The sequence below is a fragment of the Enterobacter cloacae complex sp. ECL72 genome (genome assembly GCF_019056635.1).
GTDB lineage: Bacteria > Pseudomonadota > Gammaproteobacteria > Enterobacterales > Enterobacteriaceae > Enterobacter > Enterobacter hormaechei_C.
Window position 1 is genome coordinate 4277958 of sequence record NZ_CP077659.1, and the last position, 17217, is coordinate 4295174.

The window sequence follows — 17217 nt, forward strand, 5'->3', positions numbered from 1 at the left end:
TGCCTGAGGGACACCAAATAAAAGAAAAGTGTGGCATACGCCACCGGGTAATACCGGTGGCGCTCTCAGATGGACACCTCAATACATGAAAACCGCAGGCAACCTCGTCGTCCTTGGCAGTATCAATGCCGATCACATTCTTAACCTTGAAACGTTCCCCACTCCGGGCGAAACCGTCACTGGCAATCAGTATCAGGTGGCGTTCGGCGGTAAGGGCGCAAACCAGGCGGTTGCCGCCGGACGCAGCGGGGCGAATATCGCGTTTATCGCCTGTACGGGTGATGACGATACCGGCGAGCGCGTACGCAAACAGCTGGCAAGCGACAACATCGACATTGCACCCGTCAGCGTGGTTGCAGGGGAATCTACCGGCGTGGCGCTGATTTTCGTCAATGCGGAAGGTGAGAATGTCATCGGTATTCATGCGGGGGCTAATGCCGCGTTAACGACTGAACGCGTCGAAGCGCAGCGTGGAATCATCGCCGGAGCGGAAGCCCTGCTGATGCAGCTGGAGTCACCGGTTGAAAGCGTGCTGGCCGCCGCGAAAATTGCGCATGAAAATCATACGTCTGTCGTACTTAACCCTGCGCCTGCCCGTGTATTATCAGACGAGCTGCTGGCGCTGGTGGATATCATCACCCCGAACGAAACCGAAGCGGAAAAGCTGACGGGTATCCGTGTCGAAAATGATGACGATGCCGCGCGTGCCGCGCTTGCACTGCATGAAAAAGGCATCGGCACCGTAATCATCACCCTCGGCAGCCGTGGGGTGTGGGCTAGCGTCAATGGCGAAGGCCGTCGCGTACCGGGCTTTAAGGTCAAAGCCATTGATACCATCGCCGCAGGAGACACCTTCAACGGTGCACTGGTAACGGCGCTGCTGGAAGGAAAAGCAATGGATGACGCGATCCGCTTCGCGCATGCCGCCGCTGCGATTGCGGTGACGCGTAAAGGCGCTCAGCCTTCTGTTCCATGGCGTAAAGAGATTGATGAATTCTTAAGTCAGCAGGGGTAACGCTTGGCCACAATGAAAGATGTCGCCCGTATGGCGGGCGTTTCTACCTCGACTGTCTCCCACGTAATCAATAACGATCGCTTCGTCAGCGAGGCGATTCGGGAGAAAGTTGACGCTGCAATTAAAGAACTCAACTATGCGCCGTCTGCGCTGGCCCGCAGCCTGAAGCTCAACCAGACGCGCACCATCGGCATGCTGATCACGGCCAGTACCAACCCTTTTTATTCTGAACTGGTGCGCGGCGTGGAGCGCAGCTGCTTCGAGCGCGGCTACAGCCTGGTGCTGTGCAATACCGAAGGCGATGAGCAGCGCATGAACCGTAACCTGGAAACGCTGATGCAAAAACGCGTCGACGGGCTGCTGCTGCTCTGTACCGAAACGCATCAACCCTCGAAAGAGATCATCCAGCGTTATCCTTCTATTCCCACGGTGATGATGGACTGGGCGCCGTTCGACGGCACCAGCGATCTGATCCAGGATAACTCGCTGCTGGGCGGCGATATGGCGACTCAGCATCTGATCGATAAAGGTCATACCCGCATTGCCTGTATTACCGGCCCGCTGGATAAAACCCCGGCGCGCCTGCGTCTGGAAGGCTATCTTTCGGCCATGGAACGGGCGGGGCTTGCCATTCCTGATGGCTATCGCATCACCGGCGATTTCGAATTTAACGGTGGATTTGAAGCAATGCAGAAACTGCTGGCGCAAGAGCTGCGCCCGCAGGCGGTGTTTATCGGTAACGATGCGATGGCATTCGGAGCTTATCAGGCGCTGTATCAGGCGGGATTACGTGTTCCGGACGACATGGCGATCGTCGGTTACGATGATATCGAACTGGCGCGCTACATGACGCCGCCGCTGACCACCATCCATCAGCCGAAAGATGAACTGGGCGAGCTGGCCATCGATGTGTTGATCCACCGCATGGCCCAGCCCACGCTACAACAGCAACGTTTGCAGCTTACTCCTGTTCTGATGGAACGCGGTTCGGTTTAGCCTTCTCTTTGTGACGCTCTTTAATCAGGTTCCGGCCGTCTTTTGGTTTTAACAACATAAAGACCACCGCCGATACCACGGTAAGCGCGCCCATAGTGATAAAGGTATAGTGGAACTGCTCAACGGTATTAGTTCCCTCGAACCCTTCATAAAACCGCAGTACCGCCGCGCTCACGGCAACCCCGAGGCTGATCGACAGCTGTTGAGTGACCGCCAGTACGCTGTTGCCGCTGCTGGCATTCTCGTCGGTGAGGTCCGCAAGGGTGATGGTGTTCATCGACGTAAACTGCGTCGACATGGCCATACCCAGCACAAACAGCGGCAGGATCAGCATCCAGATTGGTAACGCCGCAGATTGCAGGGAGAACTGCGCAATCATCAATCCGATAAAGATCGTCACGCCAACCAGCGTCTTACGATAGCCAAACCAGCGCAGCACCTGCGTGACCGTCGATTTTGCCAGAATTGAGCCCATCGCCGTGGGTGCCATCATGCAGCCAGCAATCAGGGCCGGATAGCCGAAACCGACCTGGAGCATCAGCGGCATCAGGAACGGTACGCAGCCCGTGCCCAGACGCGAGGCAATATTGCCCGCGATCCCGACGGAGAACGTTCGGGTGTTAAACAGAGATAAAGAGATAAGCGGTGTCGGATGGCGACGCGCATGACGTATATATAGAAGGAACAGCAGAATACCGCTGAGGATGACGGCCAGCGCCAGCCACGTCGCTACGATTTTCTCGCCAAACAGCTCCATCCCGCTGGAGAACAGGACCAGGCTCAGGCCAAACAGGAAGAAACCACCCATATCGAAGCTGCGTCTTGGCGTGGTGAAGTTCGGCATATATTTGCGGGCATAAATCAGCCCTGCCACACCAATCGGAATATTAATCAGGAAGATCCAGTGCCAGCTAGCCCAGGTCACCAGTACGCCGCCGAGAACCGGGCCAAGTATCGGGCCGACCAGGCCAGGCATAGTCACAAAGTTGAGCACCGGGAGCAGTTCGCTGCGCGGATAGGCGCGTAATAACGCCAGACGCGCGACGGGCATCATCATCGCGCCGCCTATCCCCTGTAGAACGCGGAAGATAACCAGTTCCGTCAGAGAGGTGGAGAGGGCGCAAGCCAGAGAACCGAGCGTGAACAGCGTCACCGCCAGCATGAACACTTTGCGTGTGCCAAAACGATCGGCCAGCCAGCCGCTGACCGGAATAAGCATCGCCACTGTCAGGGTGTAGCTGATGATGGCGGATTGCATCGCCAGCGGGGAGCGGTTAAGGCTTTGGGCTATGGCGGGAAGGGCGGTATTGAGGATAGTGGCATCCAGTGCCTGCATAAAGAACGCCATGGCTGCAATCCACGGCAGTCCGGCCATACTGCGTGCTTTTTTCTCTGTCATTTATTTACCTGCTGGTGGGTTGGCGCGGCCAGCAACGCCTGGCACGCACTCAGGGCTCGCTGCCCGTCGCTCTCCTGAATGGCATCGACTATCGCCTGATGCAGATCCAGCTTCACCACCTCATCCTGCGTGATAGAGGTAAAGTAAGTGTGGTACACAGAATGGAATAAAGAAGCAAAGGAGGTCAGGAAAGGATTTCCGCTCATATTATAGATATGTTCATGCCAGGCCATATCGACCGCTATCCAGCGCTCGCGGTTAAAGTGCTTTTTCAGATCCACCATCTCTTCCATCAAAGTATTGAGCTGCGCTTTTTGCTCTGCTGTGCCGAGCGTGGCGGCAAGCAGGCAGGCCTGAGGCTCAAGACTGCTGCGCATGACCAGAAAGTGATCGACGACCTGATTAAAGTTATCTTCGGTCATCCACCAGGTGAGTAACTCCTGATCGAGAAAGTTCCAGTTTCCCTGAGGCATAACGCGGGTGCCAATGCGCGGACGTGGAAGCACCATCCCTTTCGCCGTTAATGTTTTTACCGCTTCGCGAACGGCGGTACGGCTAACGCCAAACTGATCTCCCAGCTCCATCTCGCTGGGCAGGATGCTACCTGGAGCATATTTACCCGCTAAGATCAGCTGCGCCAGTTTCTCTGCCAGCACATAGGACAGGTTTTTTTGAGCTGCCAGCTGTTGTGCGCTTAATGGCATCGCTTTTATTCCTTAAATATTGATGCGGTTAATTATGCCATCTCAGGTGTGATTGTGGTTGCAGATACATCAAATAGAACAATTTGTAGCTGGATCTCATCGCTTTTGGTGAAAAAAAACACGGTCAGAAACTTTTTTTAAATTTCCTCTTGTCACTTCAGAATAACTCCCTATAATGCGCCTCCACTGACACGGAACAACGGCACGCAAGCCGCCGGGTCAGCAGAGAAAAGCAAAACAAACGCTTGACTCTGAAGCGGGAAAGCGTAATATGCACACCCCGCGCCGCAGCGAAAACGAAGCGGCACTGCTCTTTAACAATTTATCAGACAATCTGTGTGGGCACTCAAAGTGACATGGATTCTTAATGTCCTCGGACACTAAATGAATACCAAGTCTCAACGAGTGAACACGTAATTCATTACGAAGTTTAATTCATTGAGCATCAAACTTTTAAATTGAAGAGTTTGATCATGGCTCAGATTGAACGCTGGCGGCAGGCCTAACACATGCAAGTCGAACGGTAACAGGAAGCAGCTTGCTGCTTTGCTGACGAGTGGCGGACGGGTGAGTAATGTCTGGGAAACTGCCTGATGGAGGGGGATAACTACTGGAAACGGTAGCTAATACCGCATAATGTCGCAAGACCAAAGAGGGGGACCTTCGGGCCTCTTGCCATCGGATGTGCCCAGATGGGATTAGCTAGTAGGTGGGGTAACGGCTCACCTAGGCGACGATCCTAGCTGGTCTGAGAGGATGACCAGCCACACTGGAACTGAGACACGGTCCAGACTCCTACGGAGGCAGCAGTGGGGAATATTGCACAATGGGCGCAAGCCTGATGCAGCCATGCCGCGTGTATGAAGAAGGCCTTCGGGTTGTAAAGTACTTTCAGCGGGGAGGAAGGCGATAAGGTTAATAACCTTGTCGATTGACGTTACCCGCAGAAGAAGCACCGGCTAACTCCGTGCCAGCAGCCGCGGTAATACGGAGGGTGCAAGCGTTAATCGGAATTACTGGGCGTAAAGCGCACGCAGGCGGTCTGTCAAGTCGGATGTGAAATCCCCGGCTCAACCTGGGAACTGCATTCGAAACTGGCAGGCTAGAGTCTTGTAGAGGGTAGAATTCCAGGTGTAGCGGTGAAATGCGTAGAGATCTGGAGGAATACCGGTGGCGAAGGCGGCCCCCTGGACAAAGACTGACGCTCAGGTGCGAAAGCGTGGGGAGCAAACAGGATTAGATACCCTGGTAGTCCACGCCGTAAACGATGTCGACTTGGAGGTTGTGCCCTTGAGGCGTGGCTTCCGGAGCTAACGCGTTAAGTCGACCGCCTGGGGAGTACGGCCGCAAGGTTAAAACTCAAATGAATTGACGGGGGCCCGCACAAGCGGTGGAGCATGTGGTTTAATTCGATGCAACGCGAAGAACCTTACCTACTCTTGACATCCAGAGAACTTAGCAGAGATGCTTTGGTGCCTTCGGGAACTCTGAGACAGGTGCTGCATGGCTGTCGTCAGCTCGTGTTGTGAAATGTTGGGTTAAGTCCCGCAACGAGCGCAACCCTTATCCTTTGTTGCCAGCGGTTAGGCCGGGAACTCAAAGGAGACTGCCAGTGATAAACTGGAGGAAGGTGGGGATGACGTCAAGTCATCATGGCCCTTACGAGTAGGGCTACACACGTGCTACAATGGCGCATACAAAGAGAAGCGACCTCGCGAGAGCAAGCGGACCTCATAAAGTGCGTCGTAGTCCGGATTGGAGTCTGCAACTCGACTCCATGAAGTCGGAATCGCTAGTAATCGTGGATCAGAATGCCACGGTGAATACGTTCCCGGGCCTTGTACACACCGCCCGTCACACCATGGGAGTGGGTTGCAAAAGAAGTAGGTAGCTTAACCTTCGGGAGGGCGCTTACCACTTTGTGATTCATGACTGGGGTGAAGTCGTAACAAGGTAACCGTAGGGGAACCTGCGGTTGGATCACCTCCTTACCTTAAAGAACCTGCCTTTGCAGTGCTCACACAGATTGTCTGATGAAAAGTAAATAGCAAGGCGTCTTGCGATTGAGACTGTACGTCCCCTTCGTCTAGAGGCCAGGACACCGCCCTTTCACGGCGGTAACAGGGTTCGAATCCCTAGGGACGCCACTTGCTGGTTCGTGAGTGAAAGTCACCTGCCGTCATATCTCAAAACTGACTTGCGAGTCATGTTTGAGATATTTGCTCTTTAAAAATCTGGATCAAGCTGAAAATTGAAACGACACACAGCTCATGTGTGTTCGAGTCTCTCAAATTTTCGCAATCAGAAGTGAAACATCTTCGGGTTGTGAGGTTAAGCGACTAAGCGTACACGGTGGATGCCCTGGCAGTCAGAGGCGATGAAGGACGTGCTAATCTGCGAAAAGCGCCGGCGAGGTGATATGAACCTTTGACCCGGCGATGTCCGAATGGGGAAACCCAGTGCAATCCGTTGCACTATCGTTAACTGAATACATAGGTTAACGAGGCGAACCGGGGGAACTGAAACATCTAAGTACCCCGAGGAAAAGAAATCAACCGAGATTCCCCCAGTAGCGGCGAGCGAACGGGGAGCAGCCCGGAGTCTGAATCAGCTTGTGTGTTAGTGGAACGGTCTGGAAAGTCCGACGGTACAGGGTGATAGTCCCGTACACGAAAGCACACTTGCTGTGAACTCGAAGAGTAGGGCGGGACACGTGGTATCCTGTCTGAATATGGGGGGACCATCCTCCAAGGCTAAATACTCCTGACTGACCGATAGTGAACCAGTACCGTGAGGGAAAGGCGAAAAGAACCCCGGCGAGGGAGTGAAAAGAACCTGAAACCGTGTACGTACAAGCAGTGGGAGCCTCTTTATGGGGTGACTGCGTACCTTTTGTATAATGGGTCAGCGACTTATATTCTGTAGCAAGGTTAACCGTATAGGGGAGCCGAAGGGAAACCGAGTCTTAACTGGGCGTTAAGTTGCAGGGTATAGACCCGAAACCCGGTGATCTAGCCATGGGCAGGTTGAAGGTTGGGTAACACTAACTGGAGGACCGAACCGACTAATGTTGAAAAATTAGCGGATGACCTGTGGCTGGGGGTGAAAGGCCAATCAAACCGGGAGATAGCTGGTTCTCCCCGAAAGCTATTTAGGTAGCGCCTCGTGAACTCATCTTCGGGGGTAGAGCACTGTTTCGGCTAGGGGGCCATCCCGGCTTACCAACCCGATGCAAACTACGAATACCGAAGAATGTTATCACGGGAGACACACGGCGGGTGCTAACGTCCGTCGTGAAGAGGGAAACAACCCAGACCGCCAGCTAAGGTCCCAAAGTCATGGTTAAGTGGGAAACGATGTGGGAAGGCACAGACAGCCAGGATGTTGGCTTAGAAGCAGCCATCATTTAAAGAAAGCGTAATAGCTCACTGGTCGAGTCGGCCTGCGCGGAAGATGTAACGGGGCTAAACCATGCACCGAAGCTGCGGCAGCGACACTATGTGTTGTTGGGTAGGGGAGCGTTCTGTAAGCCGTTGAAGGTGTGCTGTGAGGCATGCTGGAGGTATCAGAAGTGCGAATGCTGACATAAGTAACGATAAAGCGGGTGAAAAGCCCGCTCGCCGGAAGACCAAGGGTTCCTGTCCAACGTTAATCGGGGCAGGGTGAGTCGACCCCTAAGGCGAGGCCGAAAGGCGTAGTCGATGGGAAACAGGTTAATATTCCTGTACTTGGTGTTACTGCGAAGGGGGGACGGAGAAGGCTATGTCAGCCGGGCGACGGTTGTCCCGGTTTAAGCATGTAGGCGGAGGTTCCAAATCCGGTACCTTTTAACGCTGAGGTGTGATGACGAGGCACTACGGTGCTGAAGTGATAAATGCCCTGCTTCCAGGAAAAGCCTCTAAGCATCAGGTAACACGAAATCGTACCCCAAACCGACACAGGTGGTCAGGTAGAGAATACCAAGGCGCTTGAGAGAACTCGGGTGAAGGAACTAGGCAAAATGGTGCCGTAACTTCGGGAGAAGGCACGCTGATGTGTAGGTGAAGCCCCTGCGGGTGGAGCTGAAATCAGTCGAAGATACCAGCTGGCTGCAACTGTTTATTAAAAACACAGCACTGTGCAAACACGAAAGTGGACGTATACGGTGTGACGCCTGCCCGGTGCCGGAAGGTTAATTGATGGGGTTAGCGGCAACGCGAAGCTCTTGATCGAAGCCCCGGTAAACGGCGGCCGTAACTATAACGGTCCTAAGGTAGCGAAATTCCTTGTCGGGTAAGTTCCGACCTGCACGAATGGCGTAATGATGGCCAGGCTGTCTCCACCCGAGACTCAGTGAAATTGAACTCGCTGTGAAGATGCAGTGTACCCGCGGCAAGACGGAAAGACCCCGTGAACCTTTACTATAGCTTGACACTGAACACTGGTCCTTGATGTGTAGGATAGGTGGGAGGCTTTGAAGCGTGGACGCCAGTCTGCGTGGAGCCAACCTTGAAATACCACCCTTTAATGGCTGGTGTTCTAACGTAGACCCGTAATCCGGGTTGCGGACAGTGTCTGGTGGGTAGTTTGACTGGGGCGGTCTCCTCCCAAAGAGTAACGGAGGAGCACGAAGGTTGGCTAATCCTGGTCGGACATCAGGAGGTTAGTGCAATGGCATAAGCCAGCTTGACTGCGAGCGTGACGGCGCGAGCAGGTGCGAAAGCAGGTCATAGTGATCCGGTGGTTCTGAATGGAAGGGCCATCGCTCAACGGATAAAAGGTACTCCGGGGATAACAGGCTGATACCGCCCAAGAGTTCATATCGACGGCGGTGTTTGGCACCTCGATGTCGGCTCATCACATCCTGGGGCTGAAGTAGGTCCCAAGGGTATGGCTGTTCGCCATTTAAAGTGGTACGCGAGCTGGGTTTAGAACGTCGTGAGACAGTTCGGTCCCTATCTGCCGTGGGCGCTGGAGAATTGAGGGGGGCTGCTCCTAGTACGAGAGGACCGGAGTGGACGCATCACTGGTGTTCGGGTTGTCATGCCAATGGCACTGCCCGGTAGCTAAATGCGGAAGAGATAAGTGCTGAAAGCATCTAAGCACGAAACTTGCCCCGAGATGAGTTCTCCCTGAGACCTTGAGTCTCCTGAAGGAACGTTGAAGACGACGACGTTGATAGGTCGGGTGTGTAAGCGCAGCGATGCGTTGAGCTAACCGATACTAATGAACCGTGAGGCTTAACCTTACAACGCCGAAGGTGTTTTGGCGGTGAGAGAGACAGATTTTCAGCCTGATACAGATTAACAGTATTTGCCTGGCGGCTTTAGCGCGGTGGTCCCACCTGACCCCATGCCGAACTCAGAAGTGAAACGCCGTAGCGCCGATGGTAGTGTGGGGTCTCCCCATGTGAGAGTAGGGAACTGCCAGGCATCAAACAAGTGAAGAGGCCATCCGGAAGGATGGCCTTTTTGCGTTTGTACGTCGAAAAACGGCAGGCCGGGCAAGGCGAAGCCGCCACCCGGCAGATCTCAGACTGCACACCACGCCAAAATAAACGCTGCAATCCCCTCCACATTATTCAAATCCAGAACCGGTACTTCCAGCGACAATGCAACGTCACTGGCCACGGCAATCACATGCTCATCCAGCATTAGTTCGCTAACATCATGCCCGGCGCCGTTTCTGAACAGCAAGATCTTAGGCACGGCCTCATGCTTAAATCCCTCAACCAGCACAAGATCCAGCGTGGAGTGATCCATCCGGCTGACAAGATAAGCGAGATCCAGCGGTGCTTCATCCGGTGTTTCTGTCATTAACGCCCAGCGCTGGTTACTCGCCACCATCGTTTGTGCAGCGCCAGCCTTACGCAGCTCGTAGCTATCTTTCCCCGGCTTATCGACATCCATGTTATGGTGCGTATGCTTAATCAATCCGGGACGAATGCCTTTGGCGCAAAGTGCAGGTATTAGTTTTTTTAGCAGCGTAGTCTTCCCGGTGCCACTCCAGGCAGAGATCGCTAATACGGGTATCATTTCTTCTCCTGCATTATCTGCAAATCTTCCGTCGTGTTTACATTCACAAACGCCGATTTCATGTCGCTGAAATCAACGGAATGCCCTCCGGACTGACGCATAAATACCATGACGCGCCGCTCTCCTGCGGCCAGGTAATCTTCCAGCGCGGATATTAACGAGCGATTAATCAATGCGATCGTTGGATGGTCGCGTTCACCGTCGTGTACCCAGACGACGGGAGCACCACCGCGCCGCTGCACCAGACGTTCAACCAGGCAGGACGGGATGAAGGGCGTATCACATGAACAAAAGAGAAACCACTCTCCATGCGACTGCTGCATAACGGAAAGCATTCCCGCCAGCGGACCGGGGTAGTCCACCAGGTTATCCTGATAAACCGGATACCCGCTGCGCTGATAAATATCAACATGTCGGTTAGCGCTGATCGCCATCGAGGACACCTGATCTGCAAGCGTATCAGCAACATGCTGCCATAATGGTGTGTTGTTCAGGAGCTGAAGCCCCTTATCCTTTCCGCCCATTCGCGTTGCCCTGCCCCCGGCCAGAACAACTCCGATGATTTCCTGGCATTGATTCACGAATATCGCCTCTTTTATTGTGGGATTGACCCTGCTAACGTGTCTCTCTAAATGAAAGGAGCACTACCATGAAATGTAAACGTCTTAATGAAGTCATTGAGCTTCTCCAGCCGGCCTGGCAAAAAGAGCCAGAGCTGAATCTGATGCAATTTTTACAGAAACTGGCGAAAGAGTCAGGTTTTGATGGCGAACTGGCAGACCTTTCTGACGACATCCTGATCTACCACCTGAAAATGCGTGACTCGGCTAAAGATGCTGTTATTCCTGGCATTCAGAAAGATTATGAAGAGGATTTTAAAACCGCATTACTGCGTGCCCGAGGCGTAATTAAAGAGTAAAAGCTTGTAAGCGGAGCCACCGAAATCGCCACAAGATGATATCCTGAATCATTCGTATAATTTCCGGATGATCGGATGAACGACCAGGCTTTTACTTTCCAGACACTACACCCGGATACCATTATGGATGCGCTGTTCGAACAGGGTATTCGGGTGGATTCCGGGTTAACCCCTTTAAACAGCTACGAAAACCGTGTCTACCAATTTCAGGACGAAGAGCGCCAGCGCTTTGTCGTAAAGTTTTACCGTCCACAGCGCTGGTCCGCAGAACAAATTCAGGAAGAGCATCAGTTTGCCCACGATCTGCTGGATGACGATGTTCCCGTTGCGGCACCCATTAAATTCAATAACCAAACGCTGCTGACCCATCAGGGCTTTTACTACGCGGTATTTCCGAGCCTGGGCGGAAGACAGTTTGAGGCAGATAATATCGATCAGATGGAATGGGTTGCCCGCTATCTGGGGCGCATTCATCAGACGGGACGTAAAAAACCGTTTGTTGCCCGTCCGACGATTGGTGTTCAGGAATATCTTATTGAGCCGCGACAGGTATTCGAAACATCGGCGCTGATCCCGAATGCGCTAAAGGATAATTTCCTCACGGCGACCGATAAGCTTATTGATGCTGTAAAAGCCTGCTGGCTGGATGATATTACTACTCTGCGCCTGCACGGTGACTGCCACGCCGGGAATATTCTCTGGCGCGATGGCCCACTATTTGTCGATCTTGATGACGCACGTATGGGACCCGCGGTGCAGGATCTGTGGATGCTGCTCAACGGTGATAAAGCCGAGCAGCGCATGCAGCTTGAGACCATAATTGAAGCTTATGAAGAATTTAGCCCCTTTAATTCAGACGAAATTGCCTTGATAGAACCTTTACGTGCGATGCGATTTGTTTATTATCTCGCGTGGTTAATCAGGCGTTGGGAAGACCCGGCTTTTCCCCGAAATTTCCCCTGGCTTACCGGGGAGGATTACTGGCGCAACCAGATATCCACATTTACCGCGCAGGTTAAGGTTCTACAGGAACCCCCTTTGCAATTAACGCCGATGTATTAATTGGACACACCCAGGAGAGAGTTAATCATGAAAAAAATTTGGCTGGCGCTGGCTGGTATGATTCTGGCATTTAGCGCAACTGCTGCGCAGTTTACCGACGGCAAGCAGTACATTACGCTGGACAAGCCTGTTGCTGGCGAGCCTCAGGTGTTGGAGTTCTTCTCCTTCTACTGCCCGCACTGCTACGAGTTTGAGCAGGTACTTCATGTTTCTGACAACGTGAAGAAAAAGCTGCCGGAAAGCACCAAAATGACGAAATACCACGTTGAGTTCCTTGGCCCACTGGGTAAAGATCTGACTCAGGCATGGGCGGTCGCGATTGCGCTGGGTGTGGAAGATAAGATCACCGCGCCTATGTTTGAAGCCGTACAGAAAACCCAGACCGTACAAACTACGGCAGATATCCGTAAAGTGTTCGTGGATGCCGGTGTTAAAGGTGAAGACTACGACGCTGCCTGGAACAGTTTCGTGGTGAAATCTCTCGTGGCACAGCAGGAAAAAGCTGCCGCTGACTTCCAGTTGCAGGGCGTGCCGGCGATGTATGTTAACGGCAAATACCAGGTGAATATGCGTGGTATGGACACGACCAGCATGGATATCTTCGTACAACAGTACGCTGATACCGTGAAATACCTGGTTGAGAAAAAGTAACAAACATAAAGAAAAACGCCGGTCACTGACCGGCGTTTTTGTATGAAGATTTAATCTTAGCTATCTGCTCGTCTTTCTCTTTCCAGAGTGTATTAAGCCAAAGCTGGAAACGACGTTTGAAGTTTTTATCGTTGACATAATCCCCGTGCAGTTCAGTGTTGACGGGCATCAGATCAACGCGGACAACGATACGCGTCAGCCTGCCGCTGAGCATATCGTAGAATGGCGTCCTGTCGTTTTCCGGATAGCAGAGCGTTACGTTCAACAATTTATCGAACTGCTCACCCAGCACGTTGAGCGCCATTGCGATGCCCGCAGCCTTTGGCGGCAACAGGTTCTGATAAGGAGAGCGAGTTTGCTGGCGCTTCTCTTCGGTAAAGCGCGATCCTTCGACGAAGTTAACAATGGTGGTGGGATGCGCGCGAAACTTCTCGCAAGAACGGCGCGTGGTTTCCACGTCCTTACCGCGGCGTTCCGGATGACGAATTAAATAGCTGCGTGAATAGCGTTTCATAAACGGCATATCCAGCGCCCAGCAGGCCAGTCCAATGAAAGGCACCCAGGCCAGCTGCTGTTTCAGAAAGTATTTGTTCATCGGAATGTGTTTGCGAAACAGTACGCACAATACAACGATGTCGGCCCAGCTGTGGTGATTGCAGATCAGCAGATACCAGTTCTTTTTGTTCAGCTTCTCCAGCCCCTGAACATCCCACTTCAGCCAGGGGTTCAGATGCAGCAGGATCGCCAGCCCTTCACACCAGCAGTACATCATAAAATTACAAAAAGCAGACACCGCGCGCCATACCGGAGGGACAGGCAGCAGAAGTTTAATTATTCCGGCAACGATGATTGGCACAGAACAGGCGATGGTAACCAGAATAGTTAAAATGACGCTTAACCATAATGTTATCGCTGCGAGTATTCTCGACATAATGAATTTATTCAGATAGTTAGCTGTAATTGAGCAGCCGGCTATCCGGTGCTGGGCGCCGATCTTATCAGAAATTCGCTCAGACCAGGGCGGTTTCACACCAGGAGGCTGCGGCTTTTCCTGCCAGGCAGCGAATTTTTGCATATAGACAGAGTGCTTAAGTCTTATATCCACATAGACTAAATAAACATCAGTGAAGCGCGATCTTAAGTGATCTTATAGCAATGCTTTGATTTTATTATATAAATAAGTTTTCAGTATCACTTTTATAAAGCTGTTATTCACCTGTATTAAAAATATGCACAAACTTATCCACAGTTTTGTTTTGCGAGCGATCTTCCCGATCGCAAAATCTTTTTCTGTATAAAGCGCTAAAACCTGATGTTTTCATCCTTCTGTGGCATCCTTTACCCATAAATTCATAAAAGGCACGGACATTATGGTTCAGATCCCAGAAAACCCACTTATACTCGTCGATGGCTCTTCTTACCTGTATCGGGCGTATCATGCGTTTCCTCCTCTGACCAACAGCGCAGGGGAACCTACCGGCGCAATGTACGGCGTGCTGAATATGCTTCGCAGCCTGATTCTGCAATACCACCCAACCCATGCGGCCGTGGTGTTTGATGCGAAGGGTAAAACCTTCCGCGATGAATTATTTGAGCATTACAAATCTCACCGTCCCCCTATGCCTGACGATCTGCGTGCGCAAATTGAACCGTTGCACGCTATGGTGAAAGCGATGGGGCTGCCACTGCTGGCGGTCTCAGGCGTTGAAGCTGATGACGTAATTGGTACCCTGGCGCGCGAAGCGGAAAAAGCAGGCCGCCCGGTTCTGATCAGTACCGGTGATAAAGACATGGCGCAGCTGGTAACGCCCGGGATCACGCTGATCAACACCATGACAAACACCATTCTTGGCCCGGAAGAAGTGGTCGCCAAATATGGCGTGCCGCCAGAGCTCATTATTGATTTCCTCGCCCTGATGGGCGATTCCTCGGATAACATTCCTGGCGTACCGGGCGTAGGCGAAAAAACAGCTCAGGCGCTGCTGCAAGGGCTGGGCGGGCTGGATACGCTGTATGCAGAACCCGACAAAATTGCCGGTCTTACCTTCCGTGGCGCAAAAACCATGGCCGGAAAGCTCGCCGATAACAAAGAGGTGGCTTATCTCTCCTATCAGTTGGCCACCATCAAAACTGACGTAGAGCTGGAGCTTACCTGCGAGCAGCTGGAAGTGCAGGAACCCGCCGCCGACGAACTGCTTGGCCTGTTCAGAAAATACGAATTTAAACGCTGGACCGCGGATGTTGAAGCCGGGAAATGGCTTCAGGCGAAAGGGGCTAAACCTGCGGCGAAGCCGAAAGAGACCATCGTTGTCGATGCCGAAGAGCAGGCAGAAGAAGAGGCGGCAGCGCTCTCCTTCGACAACTATGAAACCATCCTTGAAGAGTCACGGCTCGTCGCCTGGATTGAAAAGCTGAAAAAAGCGCCAGTATTTGCTTTCGATACCGAAACGGACAGCCTCGATAACATTACGGCCAATATGGTGGGCCTGTCATTCGCAACGGAGCCGGGTATTGCAGCCTATGTTCCGGTGGCTCACGACTATCTGGATGCGCCGGAGCAAATCTCCCGCGAGCGCGCCTTAGAACTGCTGAAGCCGATTCTGGAAGACGAGAAAGCGCTGAAGGTCGGGCAAAACCTGAAGTACGACCGCGGTATTCTGCAAAACTACGGCATTGAGCTGCGTGGTATCGCTTTTGACACCATGCTGGAATCTTACATTCTGGACAGCGTGGCGGGCCGCCATGATATGGATTCCTTATCCGATCGTTGGCTGAAACACAAAACCATCACCTTTGAAGAAATTGCCGGGAAGGGCAAAAATCAGCTGACCTTTAACCAGATCGCGCTGGAAGAAGCAGGCCGCTACGCCGCGGAAGACGCTGACGTCACGCTACAGCTGCATCTCAAAATGTGGCCGAAATTGCAGAAGCACGAAGGGCCGCTGAATGTGTTCCAGAACATTGAGATGCCGCTGGTGCCTGTGCTGTCCCGCATTGAGCGCAATGGCGTTAAAATCGACCCAACGGTGCTGCATAACCACTCTGGTGAGCTGGCGCAGCGCCTGACCGAGCTTGAACAGAAAGCGCATGAGCTTGCTGGCGAGGCATTTAACCTGTCTTCACCGAAACAGCTGCAAACCATCCTGTTTGAAAAACAGGGTATCAAGCCGCTGAAGAAAACCCCGGGTGGCGCCCCTTCAACGTCTGAAGAGGTGCTGGAAGAGCTGGCGCTGGACTATCCGCTGCCAAAAGTTATTCTGCAATACCGTGGTCTGGCTAAGCTGAAATCGACCTATACCGACAAACTGCCGTTGATGATCAACCCGAAAACGGGCCGCGTGCACACCTCCTATCACCAGGCTGTGGCGGCGACCGGGCGACTTTCGTCAACCGATCCCAACCTTCAAAACATTCCGGTGCGTAATGAAGAGGGCCGTCGTATTCGCCAGGCTTTCATTGCGCCAGAGGATTACCTGATTGTCTCCGCGGACTACTCGCAAATCGAACTGCGTATTATGGCGCACCTGTCACGCGACAAAGGCCTGCTGACGGCCTTTGCCGAAGGGAAGGACATCCACCGGGCAACCGCTGCCGAAGTGTTTGGGCTGCCGCTGGAGAGCGTGACAAACGAGCAGCGTCGTAGTGCAAAAGCGATCAACTTCGGTCTGATTTACGGCATGAGTGCCTTTGGTCTTTCACGCCAGCTCAATATCCCGCGTAAAGAGTCGCAGAAGTATATGGATCTCTACTTCGAGCGGTATCCGGGCGTGCTGGAATATATGGAACGTACCCGCGCACAGGCGAAAGAGAAAGGCTACGTTGAAACGCTGGATGGCCGTCGTCTCTACCTTCCGGACATCAAATCCAGCAACGCCGCGCGCCGGGCTGGTGCTGAACGTGCTGCGATCAACGCCCCTATGCAGGGCACTGCGGCGGACATCATTAAACGCGCAATGATTGCCGTCGATGCCTGGCTCGAAAAAGAGAAACCGCGCGTGAAAATGATCATGCAGGTACACGATGAACTGGTCTTTGAAGTTCATAAAGACGATCTGGAGACGGTCTCTCAGAAGATCCATGAACTGATGGAAAACAGCATGAAGCTGGACGTACCATTGCTGGTGGAAGTGGGTAGCGGCGAAAACTGGGATCAGGCTCACTAAGGGTTATCGGAATAACGCGCGTTTTATGTAAGTAAGCAACATAAGTACGCGCGTTTTGTGACGATCATTAGAATTCCCTATGTAAAGAATGAAAAAAAACTACAAAAAGTGCTTTGTCCAGCGATAAAAAAAGAGTAGAGTTAACGACGTAGGGTACAGAGGTAAGATGTTCTATCTTTCAGACCTTTTACTTCACGTAATCGGATTTGGCTGAATATTTTAGCCGCCCCAGTCAGTAATGACTGGGGCGTTTTTTATTGCGGCAAAGAAAGTTTCAGGCGAAAAAAAGCGCGG

The 17217-nt window shown here is 52.6% G+C and carries 11 protein-coding genes, 1 tRNA gene and 3 rRNA genes; 10 read left to right on the forward strand and 5 right to left on the reverse strand.

Annotation, left to right across the window (positions count from 1 at the left end; genetic code table 11):
• Nucleotides 1-85: 85 nt before the first annotated feature.
• Together rbsK and rbsR are read left to right on the forward strand one after the other, a co-directional pair.
• On the forward strand, nucleotides 86-1015 hold the full coding sequence (gene rbsK / locus KTH07_RS20670; RefSeq protein WP_015570155.1) for a ribokinase: 930 nt from the start codon (nucleotides 86-88) through the stop codon (nucleotides 1013-1015).
• A 3-nt stretch (nucleotides 1016-1018) separates the two neighbouring features.
• The gene (gene rbsR / locus KTH07_RS20675; protein WP_017694038.1) at nucleotides 1019-2011 is read left to right on the forward strand and encodes a ribose operon transcriptional repressor RbsR; all 993 of its coding nucleotides are present in this window, start codon (nucleotides 1019-1021) and stop codon (nucleotides 2009-2011) included.
• On the opposite strand, the gene mdtD is transcribed toward rbsR, so the two are convergent.
• Complete coding sequence (gene mdtD / locus KTH07_RS20680; protein WP_015570156.1) at nucleotides 1977-3410, reverse strand: multidrug transporter subunit MdtD; 1434 nt, start codon at nucleotides 3408-3410, stop codon at nucleotides 1977-1979. The two genes, rbsR and mdtD, sit on opposite strands and share 35 nt — an antisense overlap.
• Nucleotides 3407-4114: a FadR/GntR family transcriptional regulator gene (locus KTH07_RS20685; protein WP_003862405.1), complete on the reverse strand. Its 708-nt coding sequence runs from the start codon at nucleotides 4112-4114 to the stop codon at nucleotides 3407-3409. The genes mdtD and KTH07_RS20685 overlap by 4 nt, the downstream gene beginning before the upstream one ends.
• Nucleotides 4115-4569: 455 nt before the next feature.
• On the opposite strand from KTH07_RS20685, the gene KTH07_RS20690 reads away from it, so the two are divergent.
• From KTH07_RS20690 to rrf, 4 genes are all read left to right on the forward strand, one after another.
• A 16S ribosomal RNA gene (locus tag KTH07_RS20690) occupies nucleotides 4570-6105 on the forward strand.
• 84 nt (nucleotides 6106-6189) lie between these two features.
• Nucleotides 6190-6261: transfer RNA gene (locus KTH07_RS20695), tRNA-Glu, on the forward strand.
• Between the two features lie 182 nt (nucleotides 6262-6443).
• Nucleotides 6444-9341: ribosomal RNA gene (locus tag KTH07_RS20700) — 23S ribosomal RNA — on the forward strand.
• A 68-nt stretch (nucleotides 9342-9409) separates the two neighbouring features.
• Nucleotides 9410-9525 (forward strand): 5S ribosomal RNA (gene rrf / locus KTH07_RS20705).
• The 16S, 23S and 5S rRNA genes sit together here with 1 tRNA gene alongside, the layout of an rRNA operon.
• Nucleotides 9526-9624: 99 nt before the next feature.
• Here the strand turns inward: rrf and mobB are convergent.
• On the reverse strand, nucleotides 9625-10128 hold the full coding sequence (gene mobB, locus KTH07_RS20710; protein ID WP_017694039.1) for a molybdopterin-guanine dinucleotide biosynthesis protein MobB: 504 nt from the start codon (nucleotides 10126-10128) through the stop codon (nucleotides 9625-9627).
• Nucleotides 10125-10709: a molybdenum cofactor guanylyltransferase MobA gene (gene mobA, locus KTH07_RS20715; protein WP_017694040.1), complete on the reverse strand. Its 585-nt coding sequence runs from the start codon at nucleotides 10707-10709 to the stop codon at nucleotides 10125-10127. Before mobA ends, mobB begins: the two co-directional genes overlap by 4 nt.
• A gap of 68 nt (nucleotides 10710-10777) precedes the next feature.
• Between mobA and KTH07_RS20720 the strand changes: the two genes are divergently transcribed.
• The 3 genes from KTH07_RS20720 (at nucleotide 10778) to dsbA (ending at nucleotide 12760) form a co-directional block, all read left to right on the forward strand.
• Nucleotides 10778-11047: a YihD family protein gene (locus tag KTH07_RS20720; protein ID WP_003861904.1), complete on the forward strand. Its 270-nt coding sequence runs from the start codon at nucleotides 10778-10780 to the stop codon at nucleotides 11045-11047.
• Between the two features lie 75 nt (nucleotides 11048-11122).
• A complete protein-coding gene (locus KTH07_RS20725) occupies nucleotides 11123-12109 on the forward strand; it encodes a serine/threonine protein kinase (protein WP_023304658.1) in 987 nt (328 codons plus the stop codon).
• 27 nt (nucleotides 12110-12136) lie between these two features.
• Nucleotides 12137-12760: a thiol:disulfide interchange protein DsbA gene (dsbA, locus tag KTH07_RS20730; protein WP_023304657.1), complete on the forward strand. Its 624-nt coding sequence runs from the start codon at nucleotides 12137-12139 to the stop codon at nucleotides 12758-12760.
• A 22-nt stretch (nucleotides 12761-12782) separates the two neighbouring features.
• Here dsbA and KTH07_RS20735 read toward each other — a convergent pair whose 3' ends face one another.
• A complete protein-coding gene (locus tag KTH07_RS20735; protein ID WP_032620765.1) occupies nucleotides 12783-13691 on the reverse strand; it encodes an acyltransferase in 909 nt (302 codons plus the stop codon).
• A 439-nt stretch (nucleotides 13692-14130) separates the two neighbouring features.
• On the opposite strand from KTH07_RS20735, the gene polA reads away from it, so the two are divergent.
• Nucleotides 14131-16923, forward strand: coding sequence for a DNA polymerase I (gene polA, locus KTH07_RS20740; RefSeq protein ID WP_023304655.1), 2793 nt, complete (start codon nucleotides 14131-14133; stop codon nucleotides 16921-16923).
• Nucleotides 16924-17217 lie beyond the last annotated feature (294 nt).